This is a genomic window from Hydrogenophaga intermedia (assembly GCF_000723405.1).
GTDB classification, from domain to species: Bacteria; Pseudomonadota; Gammaproteobacteria; order Burkholderiales; family Burkholderiaceae_C; genus Hydrogenophaga; species Hydrogenophaga intermedia.
On sequence record NZ_CCAE010000016.1, the window covers coordinates 62,114 to 86,693 of the forward strand.

At 71.2% G+C, this 24,580-nt stretch carries 24 protein-coding genes and 1 pseudogene; 3 read left to right on the forward strand and 22 right to left on the reverse strand.

Translation table 11 applies throughout. From position 1 onward, the window contains the following. Positions 1-30: 30 nt before the first annotated feature. From BN948_RS11640 to BN948_RS11695, 12 genes are read right to left on the reverse strand one after another with little or no spacing between them, the layout of a single operon-like run. Positions 31-750, reverse strand: a complete 720-nt coding sequence (locus BN948_RS11640; RefSeq protein ID WP_009520343.1) for a class I SAM-dependent methyltransferase — start codon at positions 748-750, stop codon at positions 31-33. Then, complete coding sequence (locus BN948_RS11645; protein WP_009520342.1) at positions 747-1,547, reverse strand: polysaccharide deacetylase family protein; 801 nt, start codon at positions 1,545-1,547, stop codon at positions 747-749. The genes BN948_RS11640 and BN948_RS11645 overlap by 4 nt, the downstream gene beginning before the upstream one ends. Further along, positions 1,544-2,203 carry an alpha/beta hydrolase-fold protein gene (locus BN948_RS11650; protein ID WP_009520341.1) on the reverse strand — a complete coding sequence of 220 codons (660 nt, stop codon included), beginning with the start codon at positions 2,201-2,203 and terminating at the stop codon, positions 1,544-1,546. The genes BN948_RS11645 and BN948_RS11650 overlap by 4 nt, the downstream gene beginning before the upstream one ends. Further along, positions 2,200-4,524 (reverse strand): MMPL family transporter, encoded by a 2,325-nt coding sequence (locus BN948_RS11655; RefSeq protein WP_009520340.1) that lies wholly within the window; start codon positions 4,522-4,524, stop codon positions 2,200-2,202. Before BN948_RS11655 ends, BN948_RS11650 begins: the two co-directional genes overlap by 4 nt. 8 nt (positions 4,525-4,532) lie before the next feature. Further along, a complete protein-coding gene (locus BN948_RS11660) occupies positions 4,533-5,117 on the reverse strand; it encodes a LolA-related protein (protein ID WP_009520339.1) in 585 nt (194 codons plus the stop codon). Then, positions 5,114-6,016, reverse strand: a complete 903-nt coding sequence (locus BN948_RS11665) for an LpxL/LpxP family acyltransferase (RefSeq protein ID WP_009520338.1) — start codon at positions 6,014-6,016, stop codon at positions 5,114-5,116. The genes BN948_RS11660 and BN948_RS11665 overlap by 4 nt, the downstream gene beginning before the upstream one ends. Next, positions 6,013-6,312: a 3-hydroxyacyl-ACP dehydratase FabZ family protein gene (locus tag BN948_RS11670; protein WP_009520337.1), complete on the reverse strand. Its 300-nt coding sequence runs from the start codon at positions 6,310-6,312 to the stop codon at positions 6,013-6,015. The genes BN948_RS11665 and BN948_RS11670 overlap by 4 nt, the downstream gene beginning before the upstream one ends. After that, entirely contained in the window at positions 6,299-7,672 is a 1,374-nt protein-coding gene (locus BN948_RS11675) for an AMP-binding protein (RefSeq protein WP_009520336.1), read from the reverse strand. The genes BN948_RS11670 and BN948_RS11675 overlap by 14 nt, the downstream gene beginning before the upstream one ends. Next, positions 7,669-8,325 (reverse strand): COG4648 family protein, encoded by a 657-nt coding sequence (locus BN948_RS11680; RefSeq protein WP_009520335.1) that lies wholly within the window; start codon positions 8,323-8,325, stop codon positions 7,669-7,671. The genes BN948_RS11675 and BN948_RS11680 overlap by 4 nt, the downstream gene beginning before the upstream one ends. After that, positions 8,322-8,609, reverse strand: a complete 288-nt coding sequence (locus BN948_RS11685) for a phosphopantetheine-binding protein (RefSeq protein WP_009520334.1) — start codon at positions 8,607-8,609, stop codon at positions 8,322-8,324. The genes BN948_RS11680 and BN948_RS11685 overlap by 4 nt, the downstream gene beginning before the upstream one ends. 20 nt (positions 8,610-8,629) lie before the next feature. Next, positions 8,630-9,889 carry a beta-ketoacyl-[acyl-carrier-protein] synthase family protein gene (locus tag BN948_RS11690; RefSeq protein WP_009520333.1) on the reverse strand — a complete coding sequence of 420 codons (1,260 nt, stop codon included), beginning with the start codon at positions 9,887-9,889 and terminating at the stop codon, positions 8,630-8,632. Between the two features lie 2 nt (positions 9,890-9,891). Next, positions 9,892-10,131, reverse strand: a complete 240-nt coding sequence (locus tag BN948_RS11695) for an acyl carrier protein (protein WP_009520332.1) — start codon at positions 10,129-10,131, stop codon at positions 9,892-9,894. 128 nt (positions 10,132-10,259) lie between these two features. On the opposite strand from BN948_RS11695, the gene BN948_RS11700 reads away from it, so the two are divergent. Then, complete coding sequence (locus BN948_RS11700; protein WP_009520331.1) at positions 10,260-10,964, forward strand: phosphatase PAP2 family protein; 705 nt, start codon at positions 10,260-10,262, stop codon at positions 10,962-10,964. Here the strand turns inward: BN948_RS11700 and BN948_RS11705 are convergent. After that, on the reverse strand, positions 10,930-11,871 hold the full coding sequence (locus tag BN948_RS11705; protein WP_009520330.1) for a patatin-like phospholipase family protein: 942 nt from the start codon (positions 11,869-11,871) through the stop codon (positions 10,930-10,932). The two genes, BN948_RS11700 and BN948_RS11705, sit on opposite strands and share 35 nt — an antisense overlap. A gap of 97 nt (positions 11,872-11,968) precedes the next feature. Here BN948_RS11705 and BN948_RS11710 point away from each other — a divergent pair, with 97 nt between their 5' ends. After that, the gene (locus tag BN948_RS11710) at positions 11,969-13,024 is read left to right on the forward strand and encodes a Fe(3+) ABC transporter substrate-binding protein (protein ID WP_009520329.1); all 1,056 of its coding nucleotides are present in this window, start codon (positions 11,969-11,971) and stop codon (positions 13,022-13,024) included. A 50-nt stretch (positions 13,025-13,074) separates the two neighbouring features. Here the strand turns inward: BN948_RS11710 and BN948_RS11715 are convergent, their stop codons facing one another. From BN948_RS11715 to BN948_RS25655, 9 genes are all read right to left on the reverse strand, one after another. Beyond that, the gene (locus tag BN948_RS11715) at positions 13,075-13,779 is read right to left on the reverse strand and encodes an SDR family oxidoreductase (RefSeq protein ID WP_009520328.1); all 705 of its coding nucleotides are present in this window, start codon (positions 13,777-13,779) and stop codon (positions 13,075-13,077) included. A 230-nt stretch (positions 13,780-14,009) separates the two neighbouring features. Further along, the gene (locus BN948_RS11720; RefSeq protein ID WP_009520327.1) at positions 14,010-15,419 is read right to left on the reverse strand and encodes a sulfite reductase subunit alpha; all 1,410 of its coding nucleotides are present in this window, start codon (positions 15,417-15,419) and stop codon (positions 14,010-14,012) included. Beyond that, a complete protein-coding gene (locus BN948_RS11725; RefSeq protein ID WP_009520326.1) occupies positions 15,416-16,435 on the reverse strand; it encodes an FAD:protein FMN transferase in 1,020 nt (339 codons plus the stop codon). The genes BN948_RS11720 and BN948_RS11725 overlap by 4 nt, the downstream gene beginning before the upstream one ends. 135 nt (positions 16,436-16,570) lie before the next feature. Beyond that, positions 16,571-17,428 (reverse strand): DUF4198 domain-containing protein, encoded by an 858-nt coding sequence (locus BN948_RS11730; protein WP_009520325.1) that lies wholly within the window; start codon positions 17,426-17,428, stop codon positions 16,571-16,573. Between the two features lie 20 nt (positions 17,429-17,448). Beyond that, on the reverse strand, positions 17,449-17,961 hold the full coding sequence (locus tag BN948_RS11735) for a DUF2271 domain-containing protein (RefSeq protein WP_009520324.1): 513 nt from the start codon (positions 17,959-17,961) through the stop codon (positions 17,449-17,451). Positions 17,962-17,983: 22 nt separating this feature from the next. Then, entirely contained in the window at positions 17,984-18,646 is a 663-nt protein-coding gene (locus BN948_RS11740) for a PepSY-associated TM helix domain-containing protein (protein WP_009520323.1), read from the reverse strand. Between the two features lie 72 nt (positions 18,647-18,718). Continuing rightward, on the reverse strand, positions 18,719-20,167 hold the full coding sequence (locus BN948_RS11745; RefSeq protein ID WP_138820118.1) for an efflux transporter outer membrane subunit: 1,449 nt from the start codon (positions 20,165-20,167) through the stop codon (positions 18,719-18,721). Positions 20,168-20,169: 2 nt separating this feature from the next. Further along, the gene (locus BN948_RS11750; protein ID WP_009520319.1) at positions 20,170-22,176 is read right to left on the reverse strand and encodes a MacB family efflux pump subunit; all 2,007 of its coding nucleotides are present in this window, start codon (positions 22,174-22,176) and stop codon (positions 20,170-20,172) included. Continuing rightward, a complete protein-coding gene (locus tag BN948_RS25655) occupies positions 22,173-24,056 on the reverse strand; it encodes an efflux RND transporter periplasmic adaptor subunit (protein WP_009520318.1) in 1,884 nt (627 codons plus the stop codon). The genes BN948_RS11750 and BN948_RS25655 overlap by 4 nt, the downstream gene beginning before the upstream one ends. Before the next feature lie 142 nt (positions 24,057-24,198). Between BN948_RS25655 and BN948_RS11760 the strand changes: the two are divergent. Beyond that, positions 24,199-24,580: pseudogene (locus tag BN948_RS11760) on the forward strand (hypothetical protein); the annotation flags it as partial.

Below are 24,580 nucleotides of genomic sequence, written 5' to 3' on the forward strand. Positions count from 1 at the left end.
GGCGCGAAGTGTGGCGGCGAAACGGCGCGTTCAGCGCACGCGGCAATGCAACATCACATTCGCCAAAGGTTTGTTTCCACTCATGTCGCGGCTGTCCACCTCGAACCCCAGCGATTCCAGCTCGGCGCGCCACTCGGCCAGGGGCCTGGCGTACAGGCGCGACAGCCGGTGTCCCCGTGCGAAGGTGACCGCGCGGTCGATGTTCAGGCCCATCTGGTAGCGCCAGCCCGCCGAGGCGTCGCCGATGCGCGTGAGGAACACACCGCCGTGGGGCAGCGCGTCGCGAATGCGCGCAAGCAGCGCGCTCTGGCGCCGGTAGTCCACATAGTGCAGCGCGTCGAGGATGGTGATGGCGTCGGGTCGGCCAAGCTCGGCGCGCGTCATGTCGCCGAGTTCGATGCGCACCACCGGGTGCGTGGCGCCGAAGGCCCGGACCGCGCGATTCACGTCGCGGCCCATGAGCTCCACGCCTCGCAATGCCTGGGGCTGTGGCGGTGCCGCCCAGTCGCCCGGCCAGTGGCCCTGGGCCGCCAGTTGCTGCGCAGCCAGCAGCCACGAGAATAGGCTGCCCTGCCCGCTGCCCAGGTCGAGCACGCGCGGCGTGTGGCTCAGCAGGCCGCGACGCAGGATATCGTGGAAGATGGTGTCGTACCCGAGCTTGCCGCGCGAGTAGTGGTACGCGAAGCGGCCACCGGCGCGAAAGCGCTGGCTGGCGTGGTCGACCAGATCTTGTACGAAGGCTTGGCTCATGTCAGGGCTTGAAACAGGGTGACGGGCTGCAGACCCAGCCGGCGCGCCTCGGCCATCACCTTGGGCAAGGCGTGCAGCAGCACGGGCTGCCCATCGGAGGCGCGCGCAGCGTGGCCATCGTGCAGCAGCAGGATGTCACCGCCCGCGAAACCGCGCAGCAGACGGCGTTGCACGGTGGCCGGATCGCCGCTGCGCGTGTCGAAGCTGCGGCGCGTCCAGCTGGCGTGCTGCAGACCCAGACCGTGCAGCACCGGGTCGAGGAAGGGGTTGCGCAGGCCGGCGGTGGGGCGGAAGAAGCGTGGCGCCTGGCCGGTGATGTCGCTCAGCACGGCCTGCGCGGTGGCGATGTCGCGCCGCATGCGGCCCGGGCCGAACAGCGAGAAGGCGTTGGAGTGCCCGTGGCCGTGGTTCTCCACCCGGTGGCCACGCGCCACGATGGCGCGGCACAGCGCCGGGTGCGCCTGGGCGCGGTGGCCGATGCAGAAGAAGCTGGCGCGGGCACCGAGTTGATCCAACGCGTCGAGCACGCGCGGGGTGATGTCGGGGTCGGGTCCGTCGTCGATGGTGATGGCGAATTCGCCGCGCGCAGCCGAGGCCGCGGGCAGGTGCGTCCAGTTGGAACCGAGCCACTGCGAACGCGGCCACAGGCCGGCGCTCACCAGGGCCGCGTGGTTGGCCACCACGCCGCCGGCCAGCCAGGGCCACCAGCCCGGTTGCCACAAACCCGCGCCCAGCGCGGCACCGTGCACCAGCGCGCTGACCGTGAGCAAGGGTGCGGGGCGCCAACCGGCCTTCATCGCGCACCCCCTTCTGCTGTATCCCACGCCCGCTGCGCGAGGAAGGCCGACCACAGAGGCCGCCAGCAGGCCCAGTCGTGCCCACCGTCGATGCGCAGCACCCGCGCGGGCGGCAAGCGCGCGGCCATGCGGTCCATCCCCTCGGCGAATCGGTCCTGGCGGCCGTGGCCCATCCACACCGCCGGCCGCTGCGGCACGTGCCGCCACCAGTCCCAGACCTCGAAGGCCGGGTCGCTCTCGCCTGCTTCAGGGCCACCCCAGGCGTCCAGCCCGCCCGCGCGCTGGATCGCATTCCACGCCAGCCGGTCGCCCGGGTACGGCGCGAGCAGGCACAGGCCATCGAGCAGGCCCGGGTGGCGCCGCGCGCACAGCACGGCCTGCCAGCCGCCCAGCGACAGGCCACCCAGCCACACGCGCCGCCCCGCCTCGCGCGCGGGCCGCAGCCAGTCGATGACCAATTCGTCGATCGCGTCGGCGCCGTCGTAGCGCTGCGCCTGCAGGTCGATGGCCACCATGTCGACCGGCCAGCCCGCGGCGGCGGCCTCGGCGGCCCAGCCCTGCGCCGCCACGTCGGCGGCCGTCATCGCTGCGCCGGGCAGCCAGACCAGGCGCCAGGGCGCGTCGCCGGTCCAGCCCGCGAAGCGCTCGGCGTTCATTCCCGTGCCTCCGCCGGCGTCAGCATGGCCGACAGCAGCAGCGCCAGCAGCGCCCCGGGTGCCACCGTCACGCCCACCGCCTGCAGCACCGGCACCGAAGACAGCGAGAGCACGCCGAAGCCGATGGCGGTGGTGGCGCAGGCCACCAGCACCGACAACAGGGCCTGCGGATCGGCCTGCGGGTCGCGGCGCCAGCGTTCGATGAAGAGCGAGTAGTTGGAGCCCACGGCCACGATGAGCAGCATGCCGATGAGGTGCAGCAGGTGCAGGCGAACACCCAGCGCGTGCAGCACGGCGACGACGACAAGCACCGCCGCCGCGATGGGCAGCATCACGCCCACCAGGCGGCGCAGGTTGCGCAGCGAGGCGCCCAGCACCAGCACGATGCCCGCCAGCCCCAGCAGCGAGAGCGTGATGGCCTGCCCGAGGTAGTCGCTGTAGACGGACTCGAACTCCTGCTTGAGGTCGATGAAGCTCGCGCCGCTGCCCTCCAGAGCGGAGCGCAGCGTGTCGACGGGCAGCCCGGCGTCGGCCGCGCCGGGTGCGGGGCGCAGCGGCAGCAGCGCGGTCCAGCCATCGGCGTGCGGCTGCAGCAGCGAGTCGACCGCGATGGCCAGCGCCGAGCCGGTCAGGTCCTCGCGCCGCATCGGTTCGGCCGTGCGCGCCCGTGCCACGGCGTCGACGAAGGGCCGCAGCCGCTCGGACGACAGCGGCTGCCCTTGCAAGGCCAGCGCCAGGTTGCGCGAGAGCGCCTCGGTCGTGGGCAGGATGCGCTGGCGCTCGCGCTGCAGGGCCTCGCTGGGCAAAAAGCGAGCGGGACTGTCGTAACCGCCGATCAGGCCCTGCGCCACCAGCGGGTCCAGGCGTTGGGCCGCCGCCTCGGCGCCGCGCAGCGCGGCCTCGCGGTCGGGGGCGCGCACCACCACCATGTAGCGCGCGTCGGGCGCGCCCAGATCGCTGCGCAGGCGTGCGTCGCGCTCCGCGTCCTGCGCGCTCACGCTGGACAGTGCCGACAGGTCGGGCTCCCACAGGCGATCGTGCTGCCACGCCAGATACGCCAACGCGATCGCCGCCGCACCCAGCGCCGGCCAGCGCCAGGCCTGTAGAGCCACCATGCGCGGGGTCACCCAGGCCGGCAGATCGGGCGTGCGCGCCACGTGGCTGCCCGCCATGGCCGGCAGCACCAGTCGCGTGGTCAGGGCTGCGACGAACACGCCCGTCATGGCGTAGAGCCCCAGTTGCGCGAGCCCCGGAAAGCCCGCGAACAGCAGCGCGCCGAAGCCCAGCATCGACGTGGCCACGCCCAGACGGATGGTCGGCCAGAAACGCTCCTGCCAGGAGCCTCTGTCCGCGCGGCCGGTCTGCACGAAGTAGTAGATGCCGTAGTCCACCGCCTCGCCCACCAGCGCGGCGCCGAAGCCGGCGGTGATGGCGAACACCGAACCATGCGCCTGCCCCACCACCACCAGGCCCGCGAGCGAGCCGCTCACCGCCGGCACCAGCGTGAGCAGCAGCGGGCGCCAGCGTCGGAACACAAACCCCAGCAGCACGCTGATGCCGATGGAGCTGGCCAGGGTGAGCCGCGCCACGTCGGCTTTGATGGCCGCGCGCGTCTGCACCGCGAACACGCCGGGGCCGGACAACTCCAGCCGCAGCGCGTCCGGCGCGGGCGCGGACAGCTCGTCGAACACAGCCTGCACACGCGCCGCCGCCTGAGCCTGGCCATCGGTGTCGGCCCCGGCGGCGCGGGTCTGCAGCAACAGCAGCGCGCGCTCGCCGTCGCGAGAGGTCCAGACGCCATCGGCCATGGTTGGCTGCCCCTGCGACTGCCAGCCCATCAGCACCTCGAATGCCTCGCCCGTGGGGTCGGCCAGGAACTGCGCCTTGAACGGCAGTCCGGCTGGCGAGGACACGATGTCGATCGTGTTGAGGATGGCCTCGCGCAGGCCGTCGGGCGTGAAGCGTTGTTCGCCCACCGCTGGGCTCAGCGAGTAGCGGTGGCGCTGCAGCACGGCGAGTTCGCGGTCGAAGGCGTCGAGCTCACCGTTCTGCACGGACACGAAGTCCGCGTCGGCCGCGAGGCGCTGGCGCAGAGCGCGTGAGCGCTCGGCGCGCGTGGCGCTGTCGCCGCCCTCTATCGCCACCATGATCAGGCGCGATACCACGCCCTCGCGAAGTTGCTCCACCAGCACCTGCTGTTCGGCGCTGGGCCTGGACGGCAGAAAGAAGGAAAGGTCGGTGGTGAAGCGCGTCTGCGAGGCGAGCCATCCACCCAGGGCCATGGCCAGCACCCAGGCCAGCACCACCCCTGCGCGCTTCATCCCCGTCGTCACGGCTTGCTCGCCGGTTCCATGCGCATCTCGGTGCTGTCGCCGTCGGACTGCGTGTAGTCAACGCGGTCCACGGCCACGCCCACGCCCGAAATGACGATCTGCGTGACGATGCCGCGCAGGCGCGCCTGCAGGGGTTCCAGGGTCATCGTCCAGCGCTTCTCGGGCTGGCCCTGCAGGGCCACGCGGTAGTGGCGCTCCAACGCGGCGCGGTCGCCCCGCAGGGTGCTGCGGATGCTGGCGACGAAGGCCTCGACCTCGGGGCGCTGGCTGATGGGCATGCTCATGCGGCGCTGGTCGCGCTCCATCGTCAGCGTGTCCTTGTCGAGCAGCAGGCGCTCGGGACGCGGGGAGAGCGTGCGCCGCTCCAGCCAGTCGGGCGCCCGGTAGGTCATCTCGCCGCGCGAGACCAGGGGCGCGTCCAGCATGGCCAGGCGGCGCCGTTCGACGAAGCGCACCGTGCCGCCGGGGTGGGCGGCCAGCAGGGCCATGAGGCGGTCCAGGTCGTCGGCCGCGTGCGCGGGCGTCGCGGTCGCCAGGGGCAGCAGCAGCGTCGTGAGCAGCCAGAGCCTTCGGGTGTTCATCGTTGCCAGAAATCGAAGAAGTTGAACCAGTTGAACGGCGCCTGCCGGCAGCAGGCCTGCAGGCGCTTGACGTAGGCGCCGCGCGCCTGGGCGATGGCCGCGTCACGCGCCGCGCCACGGCCTACCGTACCAAAGTCGGCCAGTGGCTCGAACACCAGGCGGTAACGATTCGCACCGAGGTACAGGCCGGCCATGAAGAACACCGGCCGGCGCAGCACGGCGGCCATGCGCCAGGGCGCGGTGGGAAAACCCGCGGGCGCGCCCAGAAAGTCGTGCATGGCGCGGTCGTCGGCGTCCAGGGATCGATCGACCAGCATGCCCACCAGGTGGCCCTGCTCCAGCCGCTGCGCGGCCTCGATCATGGAGTCGGGCCGGCCCAAGGGCACCACGTCCTGCTGCGCCTGCGGGTTGATGGCACCGAGCGCGGCGCGCATCTGCCGCGCGTTCTCCTCGTACATCAGCATGCTCACCTGCAGGCCCGGGCGCTGGCGACCCACGCAGCGCAGCACCTCGAAGCTGCCCAGGTGCGCGCCCATCAGCAGCACGCCGCCCGAACGCACGGCGTCCATCAGCGCGGGCGCGCCCTGCACCTCGATGTCGAACAGATCGAAGCGGTCGTTGAGCAGGTAGACGCGGTCGTGCACCGTGGTGGCAAAGCTCAGCAGGTGGCGGTAGCGATCGCGCCAGCCCGGCGCGCGCCCGGTGGCGCGGCGCAGGTAGTCGGCGCTGGCCGCACGCGGGCGCGGCGCAAACAGCAGGAAGTACAGCGTGGCGCCGTGAAGCACCACGCGGCTCGCCGCGCGGCCGAACCACAGGGACAGGCGCACCATCAGCCGCAGAAGCCAGAGTTGGCCGCGTTCGGGCCGCTGGCGCCACTCGGGCAGGCGGGCGGTGGTCATTGCACCGGCCGGAGTTGGCCTGTGGCCACGGCCTCCCCCCCGCGCAGGAAGCTGAACGCGTAGCCCGTGGATGGCAAGGCGCTCAAGCTGAGCCGCAGTGCATCGCCCGGCAGCACCGGCCGCAGGAACTTGGCCTGGGGAATGGTCCAGCCGCGCGCGCCGGGCGCCAGCTCGCGCACCGCGCGCAGTGCCTCGTCGAGCAGCACCACACCCGGCAGGATGGGCCGGCCCGGGAAGTGCCCGGCGAAGGCCGGGTGATTCGTGGGCACGCGCCAGTCGCGCTCAAGAACGGCCATTCAAGACCTCCTGGCGGTACAACGCGGCCAGCGCGTCGCGCGTGAGCTTGCCGGTGTCGTTGCGGGGCAGCGCCGGCAGCAGCACCAGGGGCCGGGGCAGGAAGATGGCGTCCACGCGCTCGCGCAGCTCGGCCAGCAGATCGGCTGCGTTGCGCCCGGGCGCCACTGCGAAGGCCACGAGCCGCGTCACCGCCGCCGCGTTGCCCGTGCCAGTCGGTTCATCGGGGAGGAAGAAGGCGGCGTCGACCACGCCTTCCAGCCCCGCGAGCTGGCGGTTGAGGTAGGACAGCGAGCTGCGCTTGCCCGCGATGTTGATGAGGTCGGCGTGGCGCCCGTGCAGCAGGAAGCGGCCGTCGGCCAGGGGCTCGATCAGATCGGCCAGGGGCACGCGGCCCTCCACATGCCCGCCCTCGGCACTGGCCACGTCGCCAGAAAAACGCAAGCGCGTGCCCGGCAACAGCGTCCAGGCCGGGCCCGACACGGTGCGCCGGCTCGCCAGCGCCGACGATTCGGTGGAACCGTAGATCTCGTGCAATTCGGCGCCGCACGCGGTCTCGGCCTGTTGCGCCAGGCCCTCGGCCAGCGGCGCGGTGGCCGACAGCAGGCGCTGCGGCTTCACCGCGTGCGCGGGGGCGGCCAGCCAGTTGGCCAGATGAAAGGGCGTGGTCACCAGCAGGCGCGGGCCCGGCACGGCGGCCAGGGCGTCGTCGATGTCCTGCGCAAAGAAGGGCTTGCCCGACCAGAAGCTGCAGCCACCGTGCAGCGCCAGCAGGAAGGTGGATTCGAAGCCGTAGCTGTGCTGGATGGGCACGGTGCCCACCAGCACGTGCGGCTCGCGGTCGAGCCCGAGCGCGGCGGCCTCGGCCTGGCCGTTGCGCACCAGGTTTCCCCAGTGCTTGTGGTGGGGTTGCGGACGCCCGGTGGAACCCGACGTGAACAGCACGGCGACCACGCGCTGATCGTCGATCAACGGCATCTCGGTGATCGGCGCGCGGCCCGCGCCGGGGCGTGCCGGCACTCGCAGCGCGGGCAGGCCGGCCGCCTGCGTGGGATCGGGGGTGTCGGCGCTGTCGTCGGTCAGGCACAGCGCCCCGGGGTGGTCCTGCGCAAGCTGGCGCAGGCTCTGCGGCGCCAGCGACGAGGGCTGCAGGCTCACGCGGCCGCGCAGCAGGCCCGCCGCGAAGCCTACGGCAAAGCGGTAACGGTCTTCGCACAGGTTGACGAGATCGCCCGAGGCGGGCAAGCGCTCGGCGAAGGCCGCGGCGTCGGCGAGGAACTCGCCCACGCGCACCGGACCGTCGGGGCACCAGGCGAAAACGGCGTCGAGCGCGTGCGAGGTGATCAACGCGGAGCGGCTCACGGCTGACTCCGAGGATCCGTCGGGCGGTGCCGGCCCATGGTGCGCCAGGCGTGCACCACCGCCGACAGGCTGGGCCGCTCATGCGGCGGCAACACGGCGCGCCGGCACAGCACCTCCACCATGAACACCAAGCCCACCAGCGGCCCGGTGAGCACGTTGGCGTGCAGCGACCAGACCTCGCGCGACGCGAAAAGGAACAAGGCGGTGGAAACCAGGGCGTTGAGCACGAAGAACGCCGCCCAGACGGCGGTGACCTGGCGCGTGTAGCGCCAGTGGCGCGGCGAGAGATCGCCCTCGCTCAGCAGGCGCGCCATGCGGGTGACCAGCGCCTCCCCCGAACCGATCAGGCTGGCGCCGAACAGCGCCGCCAGGGCCAGGTGGATGCCCAGGTGCTGCAGGTAGTACAGCAGGGCAACATGCGTACGCAGCAGCGCCCACAGACTCCACAGCAGCACAGCCACGGACAGCCAGGCCAACAGCTTGACGGGGGGCCGCGCGACACGCGCAAACAGGATGGCCACGGCCGCGAGAAACGGCGCCACCGCCACGGCCACATGCAGGTCCACTGGCCCGCGGCCAGTGCTGCCCAGGTGCGAGGCCGCGATCCAGCCCAGCAACAGCAGGGCGGACGCCGCGGCGCGCAGGGAACTCATTGCGTTCTGTTGCGCGCGATGTGGGCCGCCAGCGAGCGCGGGCTGGCGAAGATCGTCTGGTTGTGCTCGTTGTCCGAGCGCATCTGGAAGCCGTAGCGCTTGGAGATGACGAGAGCGATCTCCAGCATGTCGATCGAGTCCAGGCCCATGCCTTCGCCATACAGCGGAGCGTCCGCGTCGACGTCCTGCGCGCTCAATTCCAGATTGAGCGCCTCGATGATGAGCTGCACGAGCTCGGGGATCAGTTGCTCCACGGTTTCGGCGTTGACGGTGTCTTCCTGCATGAGGGAACTCCAGGGGATATTCAATGGGGTGGGGCCGCGAACGCCAGCACGGCGTTGCTGCCACCGAAGGCGAAAGAGTTGGACAGCGCCACGCGCATGCCGTTCACGCGTCGGCCCTGGGGCACATGATCCACCCCCTCGCACGCCGGGTCGAGCCGGCCCGCCAGATGGGCCGTGGGTGGCACAGCCTGTTCGCGCAAGGCCATGGCCGTCACGATGGCCTCGATGGCACCCGCCGCGCCCAGCAGGTGACCGTGCATCGATTTGGTGGAACTCACGGGAAGGTGGGCGGCGCGCTCACCGAACACCTCGCACAGCGACTGCACTTCGATGGGATCGCCCTCGGGCGTGGCGGTTCCGTGCGCATTGACGTAGTGCACGTCATGCGCGTCGACGCCCGCGTCGTCGAGCACCGCGCGCAGCGCGCGCACCTGGCCGGCGCGGTCGGGCCGCGCCAAGTGGGTGTGATCGCAATTGGTGGCGAAGCCGATGAGCTCGCCGTGAATGCGCGCGCCGCGCGCCACGGCGCGGTCCCAGTTTTCCAGGACCAGCGCCGCCCCGCCCTCGCCCAGCACCAGGCCGCTGCGATCGGCCGCGAAAGGCCGGCAGGCACTGGGCGAGGTGTTCTCGTCGCCGCGCGCGAGCACGCGCATGGCTTCCCAGGCCTTCACCACGCTGACCGACTGGCACACGTCGGAGCCGCCGGTGATCATCACCTCGGCCTCGCCCGATCGCACGCGGCGAAACGCCTCGCCGATGGCCATGGACGCGGACGCGCAGGCGGCCGTGTGGCTGCTGCTCACGCCACCCAGGCCGAGCTGAATCGAGATGTGCGCGTTGGCCGCGTTGTTCATGCCCATGACCACCGACAGCGGCGAGACGCGCTCGCGCCCCTTGAGCCAGAGTTCGCGCGCACCGCGTTCGTGCGCCGCCAGGCCCCCCAGCGCGGTGCCCCACAGGCAGCCCCAGCGGGCGCGGGCGCTGCCGTCGTCGGCGGCTTTCAGGGCCAGCCCGGCGTGGCGCCAAGCCTTGAATGCCGCGGCCATGCCCAGTTGCGAGAAGCGCTCCATCATGGACGCCAGGGGCTTGCCCAGCTCGCGGTCGGGCTCGAAGCCCGCGCAGCGCACGTAGGGCAAGCGAAGCGGGCGCGGCTCGTCGTCGGTGACCAGCCAGCGCACGGCCGATTCGCCGGCCCACACCCGTTGAAAGAAGTCCTCGAGATCGCCGCCGTACGGGCTCACGAGTCCCAGGCCGGTGATCGCGACGCGGTGTCGCGACATGCTCACTCCGTCTTGGTCGCCGCGAGCGCGTCGATGACGGCCACCATGTCGGCCACCGTCTTCGGTGGCGTCTGGTCGGACGAAATCTCGATGCCCAGCCGGTCCTCGGCCTCGAACATCAGTTCGGCGAGCATGAGCGAGTCGACGCCCAGTTCGCCCAGCACGGCTTCGGGCACCACAGCGGCTTCGGCCACGCCGAGGCGATCGACGAGAAACTGGCGGATCAGTTCGATGGCGTTCATGTGGGCCCGAAAAAAGTGCGGAATTATAGTGAGCAGGGTCCCTGGAGCCCTCGGGCGTACCGCCCGCGCGGGGGATGTCACCGGCCTCGGGTACAGTGGCGCGGCCCCGCCAACGGAGTGCTGCCGTCTTGACCCCTTCCCCTCCCCCGGCCTGGACACGCAGGGTCGTCGATTGCTTTTTCGGCCTGTGGCTGCTCAAGGCCGTGGGCACCACCGCCTTCATGGTGCTGTTCTTCCACGCCTACTTCTGGGTGCTGAAGAACCCGTCCACCGAGGCGTTCGAACTGCCCCTGATGGCGCCCGATCACTGGGTGCCGTTCACGCCCACAGCGATCTACGCCTATGGCTGGCTCTGGGTCTACGTGTCCGTGGCGCCCGGCCTCGTGTCGGGCTTTCGTTCGCTGCTGCGTTATGGCGCCTGGGTGGCGCTCATGTGCGCGCTGTGCCTGGCCATCTTCTGGCTCTGGCCCACGCGCACGCCGGTGTTCGACATTCCCTGGTCCGCCTACCCGCAACTGGCCTTCCTCAAAGGCATTGACGCGTCCAGCAACGCCTGTCCGTCCCTGCACGTGGCCGCGGCGGTGCACGCGGCCTGCTGGCTGCACTGGCGCCTGCAGGCCCTTGGCGCGCCGCGCTGGACGCGCTGGGCCAGCGCCTTGCAGTGCCTGGCCATCGTGTGGTCCACGATGGCGATCCGCCAGCACGTGTTCATCGACGTGGCGTGTGGTGCGGCCGTGGGCCTGCTGTTCGGATGGCTGTCGATTCGCTCGGAACGGCGCACCACCGTGGCCCGCGCCGTTACAGCGAACGCCGCATCGCCAGCAGCGCGTTGAGGCGCGGCAGCGCCGCGCGCATGGCCTGGCGCCCGGCCTCGATGGCCCGTTCGCGCGAGGAGAAGTCCGCCCCGCTCATGCCATTGAGCACCGGCCGCACGACCAGATCGGCCTCGGCGAGCTCGTGCCGGTTGATGCTCTGTCCCATGATGGCGAAGGTTTGCAGCAGCAACTCGAGGTTGCCGCTCGCGCTGTTGGTCTCGGGCACGCTGGAAATGTCCACCGCGAGCACGATCTCGGCGCCCATCTCGCGCGCCTGGCGCACCGGCACCGGCGCGGTCAGGCCGCCATCGACGTACTCGGCGTCGCCGATCTTCACCGGAGAGAACACGCCCGGCACGGCGCTGGACGCGCGCACCGCGAGCGCCGCGTCGCCCCGGCGGAACAGCACGCCGCGGCCGGTGCGCAGGTCGGTGGCGAGCACGCCCACGGGCAGCACCATGTCCTCCAGCAGCTTGCCATCGATGGCGCGGCGCACGTAACGCGTGAGCGCCTCGCCGCGCAGCAGGCCACGTCCCAGGATGGGCAGCGACCAGTCGGCGATCTCGGCCTCGTGCATGCCCATGGCCAGGCGCTCCAGTTCCTTGCCCGGCATGCCGCTGCCATAGAAGCTGGCGACCATGCTGCCGACCGAGGTGCCGGCAAGCAGGTCCGGGCGGATGCCCACGCGCTCCAGCTCCTGGATGACGCCGATGTGCGCGAAGCCGCGCGCCGCGCCGCCGCCCAGCGCCAGGCCCAGGCGGGGCGCCCGCGTGAGCGTCACCGGTGGCGTCGGCGGCGTGACCACCACGGGGGGCGTCGCCTCGGGCGGTGGCGGTGGTGTGAGGGCGCAGCCCGCGAGCGCCAGAACGAGCGCGCCCAGCCAGGCCCGGCGCCCTGGGAACCAATTAAATTGCTTAAGAATCATTCTCGTCTCTGCTAGCATTCACCGCGGTCGTTCAGCGGGTACGGGATTGTCCCAAAGCACCGCGGCGGCCAAGCGCTTCCTGAAACGAGAGACCACCATGAAAACCACCCGTTACATCGTCTCGGCCCTGGCGGCCGCCGCCACCCTGGCCCTCGGCGCCGCGCAGGCGCAGGCCCAGGAGAAGGTGCTCAACATCTATTCCGCCCGCCACTACCAGACGGACGAAGCGCTGTACAACGGCTTCACGCAAGCCACGGGCATCAAGATCAACCGCGTGGAAGCGGACGACGCCGGCATCACGGCGCGCCTGCGCGCCGAAGGCTCGGCCTCGCCGGCAGACATCGTGCTGATGGTGGACGCCGCGCGCATGGCCGCCGCCGACGCGCAGGGCCTGTTCCAACCGATCAAGTCGAAAAAGCTGGACGACACCATCCCCGCCACGCTGCGCGCCGCAGCCACGCCCGACGGCGTGACCTGGACCGGCTTCTCCACCCGCGCGCGCGTCATCATCTACGACCCGGCGCGCGTGAAGGCCGAAGACGTTGCCACCTATGAGCAACTGGCCGACCCCAAGCTCAAGGGCCTGCTGTGCACGCGCACCGGCTCGCACCCCTACAACATGTCGCTGTTCGCCACCGTGGTGGAGCGCCTGGGCGACCAGAAGGGTGAGGAATGGCTCAAGGGCCTGGTGGCCAACCAGGCGCGCGCCCCCAAGGGCGGCGACACCGACCAGATCCGCGCCGTGGCATCGGGCGAGTGCGGCGTGGCCATTGCCAACAGCTACTACATGGCCCGCATCCTCAAGTCGGACAAGCCGGAAGACAAAGCCGTGGCCGAGAAGGTGCGCGTGGTGTTTCCGAACCAGGGCACGTCGGGCACGCACGTGAACATCGCCGGCGCGGCTGTGGCCAGGCACGCCAAGAACCGCGACAGCGCGGTGGCCTTCATGGAGTACCTGGCCAGCCCGTCGGCGCAGAAGTACTTCGCTGATGGCAACAACGAATTCCCGGCCGCCAAAGGCGTGAAGCTGGACAACCCGGCCCTGCATGCCATGGGCGGCGAAAACTTCAAGCTGGAGACGGTGCCTCTGGCGGCCGTGGCGAAGAACCTGACCAAGGTTCAGCAGATGCTGGACCGCGTCGGCTACAAGTAAGCCAGTTCGCTCCTCAAGAAAAGGCCGCGCGATGCGCGGCCTTTTTCATTTCACACCGAGCGCGTCAGCCCGCCGTCCACCCGCAGGTTCTGCCCCGTGATGTACGCCGCCCCGTCCGAGGCGAGGAAGGCCACCGTCGCCGCGATCTCATCGCTGGTGCCGTAGCGCCGCATCGGCACGCTCTCGCGCCGCGCCTCGGTGGGTGGCAGGCTGTCGATCCAGCCCGGCAGCACGTTGTTCATGCGCAGGTTGTCGGCCGCGTAGGTGTCGGCGAAGACCTTGGTGAAGGATGCCAGGCCGGCGCGAAACACCGCCGACGTCGGGAACATCGCGTTCGGCTCGAAGGCCCAGGCGGTCGAGATGTTGATGATCGCCCCGCCCTTTTGCTGCTTCATGTGCGGCGTCACCAGCCGCGTCGGGCGGATCACGTTCATCAGGTAGGTGTCCATGCCCCGGTGCCAGTCCTCGTCGCTGATCTCCAGGATGGGCCCGCGCGGCCCGTGGCCCGCGCTGTTGACCAGCACGTCGATGCGGCCCCAGCGCGCCATCACCAGATCGACCAACCGGGCCAGGTCGTCGGTGGACTGGTTGGAGCCGGTGACGCCCACGCCACCCAGTTGTTTCGCCAGCGCCTCACCCTTGCCTGACGAGGACAGCACGCCCACCTGAAACCCCTCGGCCGCCAGACGCCGCGCCACGGCCGCGCCCATGCCACTGCCACCCGCGGTGACCACCGCCACTTTGCCTGTCGCCATGTCCTTGCCTTCCGTGTGGGGGAAAGCGCCGGATGCTACCCGTGCATCGCGGGGCGTGCGCGAGGCTTCAGAAGGTGTGAGAGAACTCGGCGTGGTCGAGCAGGCCGTCCAAAGGCACCCAATCAAGGCGCAAAGCACAGCCGTAGCTCGGGCTACGGCGAGCATTTGCAACGCCGAGTGGGTGCCTTTGGGCGGCATGAGCGGCCATGACGGGTTCTCTCACACCTTCTCTAGTACACGTCGCGCCGGTAGCGGCCTTGCGCGGCCAGATCCTCAAGGGCCTCGTCGCCGAGAATCTCGCGCAGCGTGCGATCGACCTCGCCCGCCATGCCCTCCAGGCTGCCGCACACGTAGAGGGCGGCGCCCTGCCCCACCCACTCGCGCACGGCGTCAGCCGAGTCGGCCAGCGCGTGCTGCACGTAGCGCCGCTCGGCCTGGTCGCGCGAGAACACCCAGTCCACGCGGCTGAGCCAGCCCTGGTGCGCCCAGGCCTCGATCTCCTCGCGGTAGTGCGCGTCGCAGGCCGATTGGCGCTCGCCGAACAGCAGCCACATCGGCGCCACCGCGTCGGGGCGCGGCAGGCTCGCGGCATCGGGCAGGTGCCCCGCCTCGGCCAATCGCCCGCGCATGTGTCCGCGCAGGCCCGCCAGGCCAGTGCCATTGCCGATGAGGATGAGGGGCCGCCGCGCGTTCTCGCCGATGCGGAATCCGCCGTGCGCGCGCACGCGCAGCATCAGCGTTTCATCAAGCGCGGCGCCTTCGGTGAGCCAGCCCGAGGCGATGCCCGGGCCGCCGTCGGCCCGACGTGAGCGGCGCACCAGCAGGTGCACCGCGCCATCGGCCGGCACCGAGGCGATGGAGTAGTCGCGCGGCGCGCCGGGCGCCTCGGACACCTCCACCTGCACCAGATCGCCGGCCCGCCAATCGGGCAGCTCACCGGACGCCGGCACCAGCTCCAGGTGGTGCACCGGCTCGCCCGTGCTGCCGGGGTTGAGGTGGCGGCGCGCGCGCAAGCGCCAGGGCTGCAGCGCGGGCGCCTCCCAGTCGGGCAGGTCGCTGGTGCCGGCCAGGTGCGCCAGGTGCTGGCGCCATTGGCGCAGCGCCTCGGGGTCGCTCTTGTCGACGTCGATGCGCTCGAACAGCGGCTGCGCGCCGCGTGCGGTGAGCCAGCCGTCCAACGCGCGGCCAAAGCCGCAGAAGTGCGCGTAGGTCTTGTCGCCCAGCGCGAGCAGGCCCACGTGCAGGTGCGACAGGCTCACCTCGGCCGAGGCCATGACCTGGCGCGCGAAACGCGCGGCGCTGTCGGGCGGGTCGCCTTCGCCGTAGGTGCTGGCCACGCACAGCAGGCGATCGGCCTGCTGCAGATCGGCCAGGCTCAGTTGGTCCAGCGGCGCCAGGCGCACGGGCACACCGGCCGTGTGCAGCGCCTGCGCGGTCTGCAGCGCCAGTTCCTCGGCCTGGCCGGTCTGGCTGGCGTAGGTCACCCACCAGGCGGGCACGCCGGGCGTGGCGGGCAGCAGCGCGGCCACGCGGCGCTGCGCCTCGGCCTGGCGGCGGCGGTGTTGCCAGGCGAAGGCACCGCACATCAGAGCGTACAGGGCCAGCACGACCAGGGCGTAGGCAAGCTTTTCCGGGGTCATCCTGCGAGGCGCTCCATCGCGCTCGTGAGGGTTTCGGTGAGGCAGCCGTCGGGCTCGCGCTGCACGAACAGGGCCGCGATGCCATGCGCTTCGGCCAGGGCCACACCCGCTTCCCGGCCGGCCACGGTGAGCGCGGTGGACCAGGCGTCGGCCCACAGACACTCGGCGTGCAGCACGCTCACCGATGCCAGCCCGTGCGCCACGGGTTGACCGGTGCGCGGGTCGAGGCTGTGCGGCAGGCGCCAGCCGCCGTGCAGGTAGGCGCGGCGGTAGTCGCCGGACGTGGCGACCGACAGGCCGTGCAAGGCCACCCGTGTGGCGCGCGGCCTGGCGTGGCCGCTCCCCACCGGCGGCGTCTCCAGGTCGACCCACCAGGGCATGCCGTCGGGCCGCAGGCCTTGCCCGAGCAGCTCGCCACCCACCTCCACCAGCGTGTGCGCGATGCCGAGTTCGCCCAGACGCCGCGCCACGCGGTCCACCGCGTGGCCCTTGGCGATGGCGGAGAAGTCGAGCCGCAGGCCGCCCGGTTGCGTGGCCTCGCGCGTGGCGGCGTCGAAGCGCAGCGCACGCCAGTCGGTGCCGGCCAGCGCGGCCTGCACGGCCGCCGCGTCGGGCGGTGCGAAGCCGGGGTCGGTGTAGCGCGGCGCGGGGCCGAAGCCCCAGAGATTGACCAGCGCGCCGGCCGCCGGGTTGAAGGCGCCTGAGGACGCGTCGGCCAACCACAACGCCGCCGCGAGCACCTCGGCCAAGGCCTCGGGCAGCGCGCGGCGCGTGCCGGCCGGCGCGGCGTTGAACCGCTCCAGGTCGGACGTCGGCAGCCAGGTGCTCATCTGCGCGACCACGAGGTCCAGCTCGGCCTCGATGGCCGCACGCACCTCGTCATGGCGCGCCGCGTCGCCATCGGCCCACAGCACCTGCCAGGTGGTGCCCATGCTCTCGCCGCGCAGGCGCTGCACGCGCGCGCCCAGCCAGGGCACGGCGCCAGCGATCTGCTCGGGCACCAGCACACGGGTCATGAAAGGAAAACGCCACACATCACACGATCCGCAACGCCTGAAGTCGCGCCACCCAGAGGTACCGCGGAACCGGCTTTGCCGGGCCGCTGGTACCGCCCCCTTGAGGGGGTCGCGCGAAGCGCGGCGGGGGTGGACTCAGTTCGGAAGGACTTCCAGCGTGAGGCTGTAGTTGGAGCGGCGCACCGGCTCGGCCAAGGTACCGGCCGGACCCGTGGGCGGGGCCGGCGGCGCGCCTTCCACGCGCGGCGGGCGCGGGGGCGCCACGTTGACCCAGTACATGCCGGCGGCCGGCCACTTCACCTTGATCTCGCCATTGGCGTCGGTGTCCATGCGCATCTCGCCGAGCTCGCTGCGGTAGCGCAAGCCACCGAGGATGACCGTGGCCGAGTAGCCCGCGGCGGGCTTGCCGTTGTCGAGGAAACGGAAGGTCGCCGTGTCGCCCTCCACCAGATCGTTCGGGTGCGTCACGGCCACGAGCTCGATGCCCTTGCCCGTGGGCTTGAGCGCGTCGGTGCTGGGCTTGCCTCGCGTGACGAAGGTTTCCACGCGGCTGTTGTTCTGGCTCACGCGCAGGTCCGTTGCGCCGGCCGGGATCTCCTTGGCCAGCGACTCGGCGTTGCCACGCAGGCGCTTGGTCTCGTTGCCGACCTTGAAGCTGGCGATCATGCCGTCGTTGACGAGCGCGATGCGGTAGGTGCCCTGCTGCTCGAGCTTCACGTCGAACATGCTGCGGTAGCGGCCCTTGGCCTGGTTCTCGGCCTGCACGGGCTGGCCGTTGGGGCCGACGACGACGAGGTTGTCGAGCCCGGCGGCGTTGTGCTCGTAATAGAAGATGTCGTTGGAGATGGCGGCGTCCACGCTCACCCAGGGCTGCTGGCCCGAGTAGACGGTGCCCGAGGGCAGCAGCCAGGCGCGGTGCGCGTGCGCGGCCATAGGCAGGGCCAGGGCGGCGGCCAGGGCCAGCGTGCGGGCGCGAAGGGAAACGTTCTTCATGTTGGGTCTCCGGTCGAGGTTCAGGGTTTGACGGTGACGCTGACGGCGCCGAGTTCGTGCTGGCCGCTGGCCTGCGTGGTGGTGGCGCCCTTGGGCGGCCACACGAAGGGAATCTTCACGAGTTCGCGGCCGCCCACCTCGCGCGCGGCCTCCAGCACCACGGTGTATTCACCGGGGGCCAGCTTGCCCAGGGCGGCGTCGTTGAACTGCACGCTGTGCTCGCCGGGCGCGCGCGTGGCGCCGCTCAGGCCGTCCACGGGCATGGTCAGCTCGCGCCCGCTCTTGCGCCACCAGGCCCGCATGTCCTTGAGCCACTTGGTTCCCTCGTTGTTGCGCAGCTTGATGTCGTACCAGACCGCGAGGTTGCTCACGAAGGACTGGTCGGGCTTCTCGATCCAGATGGCCACGTAGGGGCGGTGGTACTCCGCCACGGTGAGGCGCGGGATCTCGACCTTGAGCGCCATGTCGGCGGCCACGGCGGGCCAGGCGAGGCCGGCCGCGGTGAGCGCGGCGGCGTAACGGATGGTCGTCATGTGACGGAAGCTCCTTCGAGGGTCAATGGATGAAGAGGATCACGAGCAGCAGCGGGATCACCAGCCCCGCGCCCACCATGGGCCAGGTGGTGGGCCGCGCGGTGGCGTGGAACTTGAGGATGAACAGGCCGGTGATGCAGAACACCAGGCAGGCCACCGAGAACACGTCGAGGAACCACTTCCACGCGAGGCCCGTGTGGCGGCCCTTGTGCAGGTCGTTGAAGTAGGAGATCCAGCCGCGGTCGGTGCGCTCGTACTCCACGGCGCCGCTCTCGCGTTCGATGCGCAGCCAGGCGTCTCCGCCGGGGCGTGGCAGCGAGAGGTAGATCTCCTCGGGCGACCACTCGGCCTCGGTGGTGGGCAGGTTCAGGTCGAGCTCGCGGCCCAGCCAGGCGCGCAATTCGGGCGGCAGCGCGGCGTTGTCGGGCTCGTCGTCCTTCACGGCCAGCGCGGCCTTCAGCTCGGCGGGCAATTCCAGGGTCTTGTTCTGCACCACGGGCGTGGCCGGGATGTCGGCCGCGTGGTTGAGCGTGATGCCCGTGAACGCGAACAGCAGCATGCCGATGAGGCACAGCGCGGAACTGATCCAGTGCCACTGGTGCAGGGTCTTGAGCCAATAGGCCCGGTTGGACGCCGCCGGGGCGGCCGAGGGAGGTTTCGTGAGGGTGTCTGACCGGGTGTTCACAGTTTGCAAATTATAACTATTCTCATTTAGATAAAGCAGCGAACTGCCCTCTTTTTCGAGGGCGTCGCACCATCAGGACAGGGAAGGACTGGCGACCCAATCGCCGCCGAGCGCCTTGTACAGATCCACCGCGGCCGTCAGGCGCGACAGCTTCTGCGTGGACAGCGCGTCCAGCGCCGAGAACAGCGTGCGCTGCGCGTCCAGCACCGACAGCAGATCGCCACTGCCCTCGCGGTAGCGCAGCTCGGCCAGCTCCAGCGAGCGCCGGGCCTGCGCCACCAGCTCGCGCTGCAGCGACTCCTGCTGCTCACTGCGCGAGAGGTTGCCCAGGCCGTCGTCCACTTCCTTCAAGGCGGTGCGGATGGTCTTGCCGTAGTTCTCGATCAGCACCACACGCTGCGACTCGGTGGTGCGCACCTGCAGGCGCTGGCGCCCGCCGTCGAAGATGGACTGCGCCAGCGACAGGCCCAGCGACACGCTGCGCGTGGGATCGGCCAGGCTCAGCAGCGCCGAGGTGCCCAGGCCCACCGAGCCCGAGAGCGACACGCTGGGCAGCAGCGCGGCGCGCGCGGCGGCCACGTTGGCGTCGGCCGCGGCCAGTTGCGATTCGGCCGAGGCCAGGTCGGGCCGGCGCGTCAGCAGCGTGGACGGCAAACCCGGCGCCAGCGTGGGCACGCGCAGTTGCGCGAACTCGCCGCCGGCGGGCGCGTAGCCCTGCGGCACGCGGCCCAGCAACAGGGCCAGGGCCGACGCCGTCTGGCGCTGCTGCAGCTCCAGCGGAATGAGCGCGGTGCGCGCCGACAGCACGGTGGCGCGCTGCTGCGAGACCTCCAGCGCGGTGGCCACACCGTTGCGCTGGCGCGCCTCCACGATGCGCAGCACGCGCTCGGCAATCTCCAGGTTCCGGCGCGCGATGTCCAGCCGCTCGCTGGTGTTGAGCCAGAGGAAGTAGTTGGACGCCACGCCCGACAGCAGCGTCAGGCGCGCGGTGCGCCAGTCGTGCTGGCTGGCCTCGAAAGACGCCTCGCCCGCGCGCACGCCGGCCGCGATGCGGCCCCAGAGGTCGAGCTCGTAGCTGACCGACAGGCCGGCGCTGGTGGATTCGCGCGAGGTAGACGGCGTACCCGCCGCGTCGCTGCGGCCGGTGGACGTGCTCAGGCTGCCGCCCACCGAGGGAAGGCGCGCGATGCCGGCCTGCTGCAGGGCGATGTCGGCCTGGCGCATGCGCTCGATCGCGATGCGCAGATCGGCGCTGCCGGCCTGGGCTTCGTCCAGCAGTTGCACCAGCGCGGGCGAGCCAAAGCCCTGCCACCACGCGGTGGTGAGCGCGGGGGCCTCGGCCGTGGTGGCGGTGGCGTCCCATTGCGCGGGCATGTCGACGACGGGGCCGCGCGCCGGGTCCTGCGTGACGGCGCAGGCCTGCAGCAACAAGGCGAGGAACACCGCGGAGCCGGCTTTGCCGGGCCGCAGGTGTTGCCCCCTTGAGGGGGTCGCGGCTGCGCCGCGGCGGGGGTGTTTCATATTCATTCGGATGCGAGCGCGACGACCGGATCCAGCCGCGCGGCCTTGCGCGCCGGCAGGAAACCGAAGATGAGACCGGTGGCGAAGGCGCAGCCGAAGGCCAGCACCACCGGAGCGATGGAGAACTGCACGGCCGTGCCCGTGGCGCCCACCACGGCGGCCACACCCAGGCCGACGAACACGCCGATGACACCACCCAGGGCCGAGACCACCAGGGCCTCGATGAGGAACTGCTGCAGGATGTTGCGCGTGCGCGCCCCGGTGGCCATGCGGATGCCGATCTCGCGGGTGCGCTCGGTCACGCTCACGAGCATGATGTTCATGACGCCGATGCCCCCCACCAGCAGCGAGATCGCGGCGATCGAGCCGAGCAGCACCGTCATGGTGTTCTGCGTCTCGGTGGCGGTGTCGATGATGGAGGCCATGTTGCGGATCTGGAAGTCGATCACGCCATGGCGCTCGGCCAGCAGCGACTCCACGGCCGACTGCGTCTCGTCGATGCGGCTCACGTCCTGCACCGCCACGGTGACGTTGCGCAGGAAGCGTTGCCCCGACAGGCGCAACTGGCTCGTGGCGTACGGCACCATCACGATGTCGTCCTGGTCGTCGCCGTTGGGCGAGGCGCCCCGCGTGCTCATGACGCCGATCACCTGGAAGATGAGGTTGTTGACCAGGATGTACTGGCCCAGCGGCTCCTGCCCGTCGGGGAACAGGGCCTTGGCCACGGTCTGGCCCAGCACGGCCACGGTGGCGTATTCCTGCTCGTCCTCTTCGCTGAAGAAGGTGCCGCGCGCCACCGGCCACTGGCGCGCCAGCGGAAACTTCGTCGAGGTGCCGCGCACGCTGCTGGAATAGTCCGACTCGCCGAAGCGCAGCGTGACGCTGCTGGTCTGCTCGGGCACGGCGGCCAGTACGTTGGGCACTTCCTTGTCGATGGCCTGCACGTCGGACAGCACCAGCGTGGCGATGTTCTGGAAGCCGCGCTGGTTGGGCGCGCCCGGGCGCACGAGCAGCAGGTTGGAGCCCATGGCGCTGATGCGGTCGATCACCTGCTGCTTGGCGCCGTCGCCAATGGCCAGCATGGCGATGACCGAGGCCACGCCGATGACGATGCCCAGCAGCGTGAGGATGGCGCGGAACACATTGGCGCGCAGCGCGCGCAGGGCCGTCTTGGCGGCCTCGGCCACGTCGCCCAGGGGCGAGATGCGCCCGCGCCGCGGCGTCCAGTCGCGCGCCAGTTGCGCGGCCTCGCCCTGCGGCGGGCGCGGGCCGGGGTCAGCCACCACATGGCCGTCCTTGATCTCGATCACCCGTTGCGCGTGCGCGGCCACCTCGGCCGCGTGGGTGATGAGGATGACCGTGTGGCCTTGCGCCGACAGATCCTTCAGCAGCGCCATCACGTCGGCGCCGCTCTTGCTGTCCAGCGCGCCCGTGGGCTCGTCGGCCAAGATCACGCGGCCACCGTTCATGAGCGCGCGCGCGATGGACACGCGCTGCTGCTGGCCGCCCGACAGTTGGTTGGGCCGGTGGTGCTGGCGCTCGCCCAGGCCCAGCGAGTCCAGCAGCTCGGCCGCGCGCGCGTGGCGCTCGGCCGGCGGCACACCGGCGTACACGGCGGGCACTTCGACGTTGTCGGTGGCCGTGCCGGTGGCGATGAGGTTGTAGCTCTGGAACACGAAGCCGAAGGCGTCGCGGCGCAGCTCGGCGAGCTCGTCGCGCTCCAGCTCGGACACGTCGCGCCCCATGAAGCGGTAGGTGCCGGTGGTGGGCTTGTCCAGGCAGCCCAGGATGTTCATGAGCGTGGACTTGCCCGAACCCGAGGCGCCCATGATGGCCACCAGCTCGCCGGGGTAGATCTGCAGGTCGATGCCGTGCAGCACCTCGACCGCGAGTTCGCCGTTGCGGTAGGTCTTGGTGATGCCGCGCAGGTCGATCAGGGGCAGCACCGCCTCGGCCGGCGCACCCGAGGGCAGCACGGCGGCGTCCGGGGCGGCGGGCAACTGGCTCATCGGCGGGCTCCGGCCGGTGCGGCCATGGGCATGCCGCCCGGGCCGCCGGGGCCGCGCATGCCCTGCTGGCCCAGCGGCGAGCCTTGCGGGTTGCCGCTGCTGTTGTTGCGTGGCTCGGTTTCGCGCGTGCCGGCCACCACGCGCTCGCCTTCCTTCAGGCCCGACAGCACCTCGGCGTGCACGCGGTTGCTGATGCCGATGGTGACTTCGCGCTCTTCGATGGTGCCGTCGTCCTTCATGACCTTGACCTTGGCCTGGCGGGGGCCGCGCGCGCCGCGCGGCGCGGCGTTGGGCTGCGCACCCGGGCCACGCTCCTGGCTGGAAGCGGCGGTCGCGGGCGTTCGGGCGGGGGCATTGGCGGCGTTCGGGCGTGCCGCCGGTGCCGCGCCAGCGGCGGCCTTGGGCACGGTGGCGGGGGTGGCGCTGCCAGGCTTGACGGCCGCATCGCTCGACGGGCGAGCGGCCTTGTCGGGCGAGGCCTGGCGTGCGCCGTCCGCGGGCGGCGTCGGCGCGCCCCCTTGTCCACCGCCCTGCTCGCGCATCTGGCGGCGTTGCTCGCGCAAGCGCTCGCGCTCCTCGGGGCTGAGCTTCTCCATCTCCGCGCGGCGCTGCTCGCGGAAACGTTCGCGCTCCTCGGGCGTCATCTTCTCGAAGGCTTCGCGGTCGAAGCGCGGGCGCTCGCCGGCGGGGGCCTGCGCGAGCACCGTGTCGGCCACGGTGCGGAACGCGCCGTCGGGCACGGAGAGCGAGGAGTTCGGGCGAGATGCCGGCGGCGTGGCGGGTTGGGCGCCCGGAGCAGCCGCAGGCGCACCACCCTGCGCACCACCCAGCGCACCACCCGCCGCACCACCAGCCTGCCCCGCGCGCTCGCGGCCCGCCGGCCCGCCGCGCTGCATCGTCAGCGCGGACATCGGCACCACCAGCACGTCGCGCGCCTCGGCCACCACGAAGAACACCTGCGCGGTCATCTGCGTCATCAGGCTGCGGTTGCTGTTGGGCACCTCGAACAGCGCGTTGTAGAGCACCACGTTGTTGGTCACGGTGGGCGTGGGCTCCACCTTCTTGAGGTCGCCGTAGTAGCGCCGGCCCTGACCGCCCAGGGTGGTGAAGTACACCGGCATGCCCTGGCGCAGCTTGCTCACGTCGGCCTCGGACACCTGGGTCTGCACCGTCATCACCGACAGGTCGGCGATGCGCATGAGCGTGGGCGCCTGCTGGTTGGTGTTGAGCGTCTGCCCCTGGCGCGCGGTGATGCTGACCACCGTGCCCGACATGGGCGCGTAGATCTTCGTGTACTTGAGGTTGGCCTCTTCCACCCGCATGCTGGCCTGCACCTGCTCCATCTGCGCCTTCAGCGAATTGATCTGCGCGCGCGCCGTGCGCGCCGCCGTCTCGGCGTTCTGCAGGGCCTCTGCGGTGGTGGCCTCCTCGGCCATCAGGTTCTTCTGGCGCTGCAGGTCGCGCTCGGCCTTGGCCAGGTTGAGCTCGCGCTCGGCCATCTGGGCCTGCTGCGAGCGCAGTTGCGCGCGGCTGGCGTCCACACGCGCCTGCGAGGTCTCGGCGTCGATCTCGGCGAGCAGGTCGCCCTCCTTCACCTCGGTGCCCACCTCCACGTGCAGCTTGCGCAACTGGCCGGACACCTGCGCGCCCACGTCCACGTAGTCGCGCGGCTGCAGCGAGCCGGTGGCCGCCACCTGGTCCTCGATGTCGCCGCGCTGGATGGTGGCGGTGATGTAGGTGCTTTCCTTTTTGGCGCCCGGGCCCCATTTGAACCACCAGGCCGCACCGCCACCACCCAGCAAGGCCAGGCCCACCAGCCCGATGAGCGCGGTGCGCCAGGGGTGACGGCGGAGGGAGGAAGTCTTCTGGGTCTGGTTCATGGTGGACAAGCGGGAAGCCGGGTTCGGCGATGCTGGGAGCGGATGTTGCGGGGCAAATATGGAAAGAATGCGTACGGCGTGCGAAGACCGCTTCACACGGCGCTTGCACAGTGTTTGCCAGATTCCCGTTTAGGCTCACCCCATGCCCGCCGCGCCCTCCTCGCCCACCGCCCGCCCCCGCTCCGGGCTCGCGCGCTTCGATTCGCTGCGCGTGAAGCTCTTCCTGGCCATCGCCGGCGCCAACGTGGTGCTGGTGATGGCGGCCTACCTCATCTACGGCTGGAGCTTCGACCGTGGGCTGGTGGAGTACCTGAACAAGGCCGACGAGACGCGCCTGCAACCGCTGGTGGTGCGCCTGGCCAACGGCTACCGCGAGCACGGCCACTGGGACTGGATCGTGGGCGACCGCGAGCGCTGGTTCGAACTCTCGCGCGAGGTGCTGGGCTCGGGCCGCGTGCCCCGGCGCGCGGGCGAGCAAGGGCAACCGCCCGGCGCGCCGCCGCCGGTGCCGAACGCCCCACCCC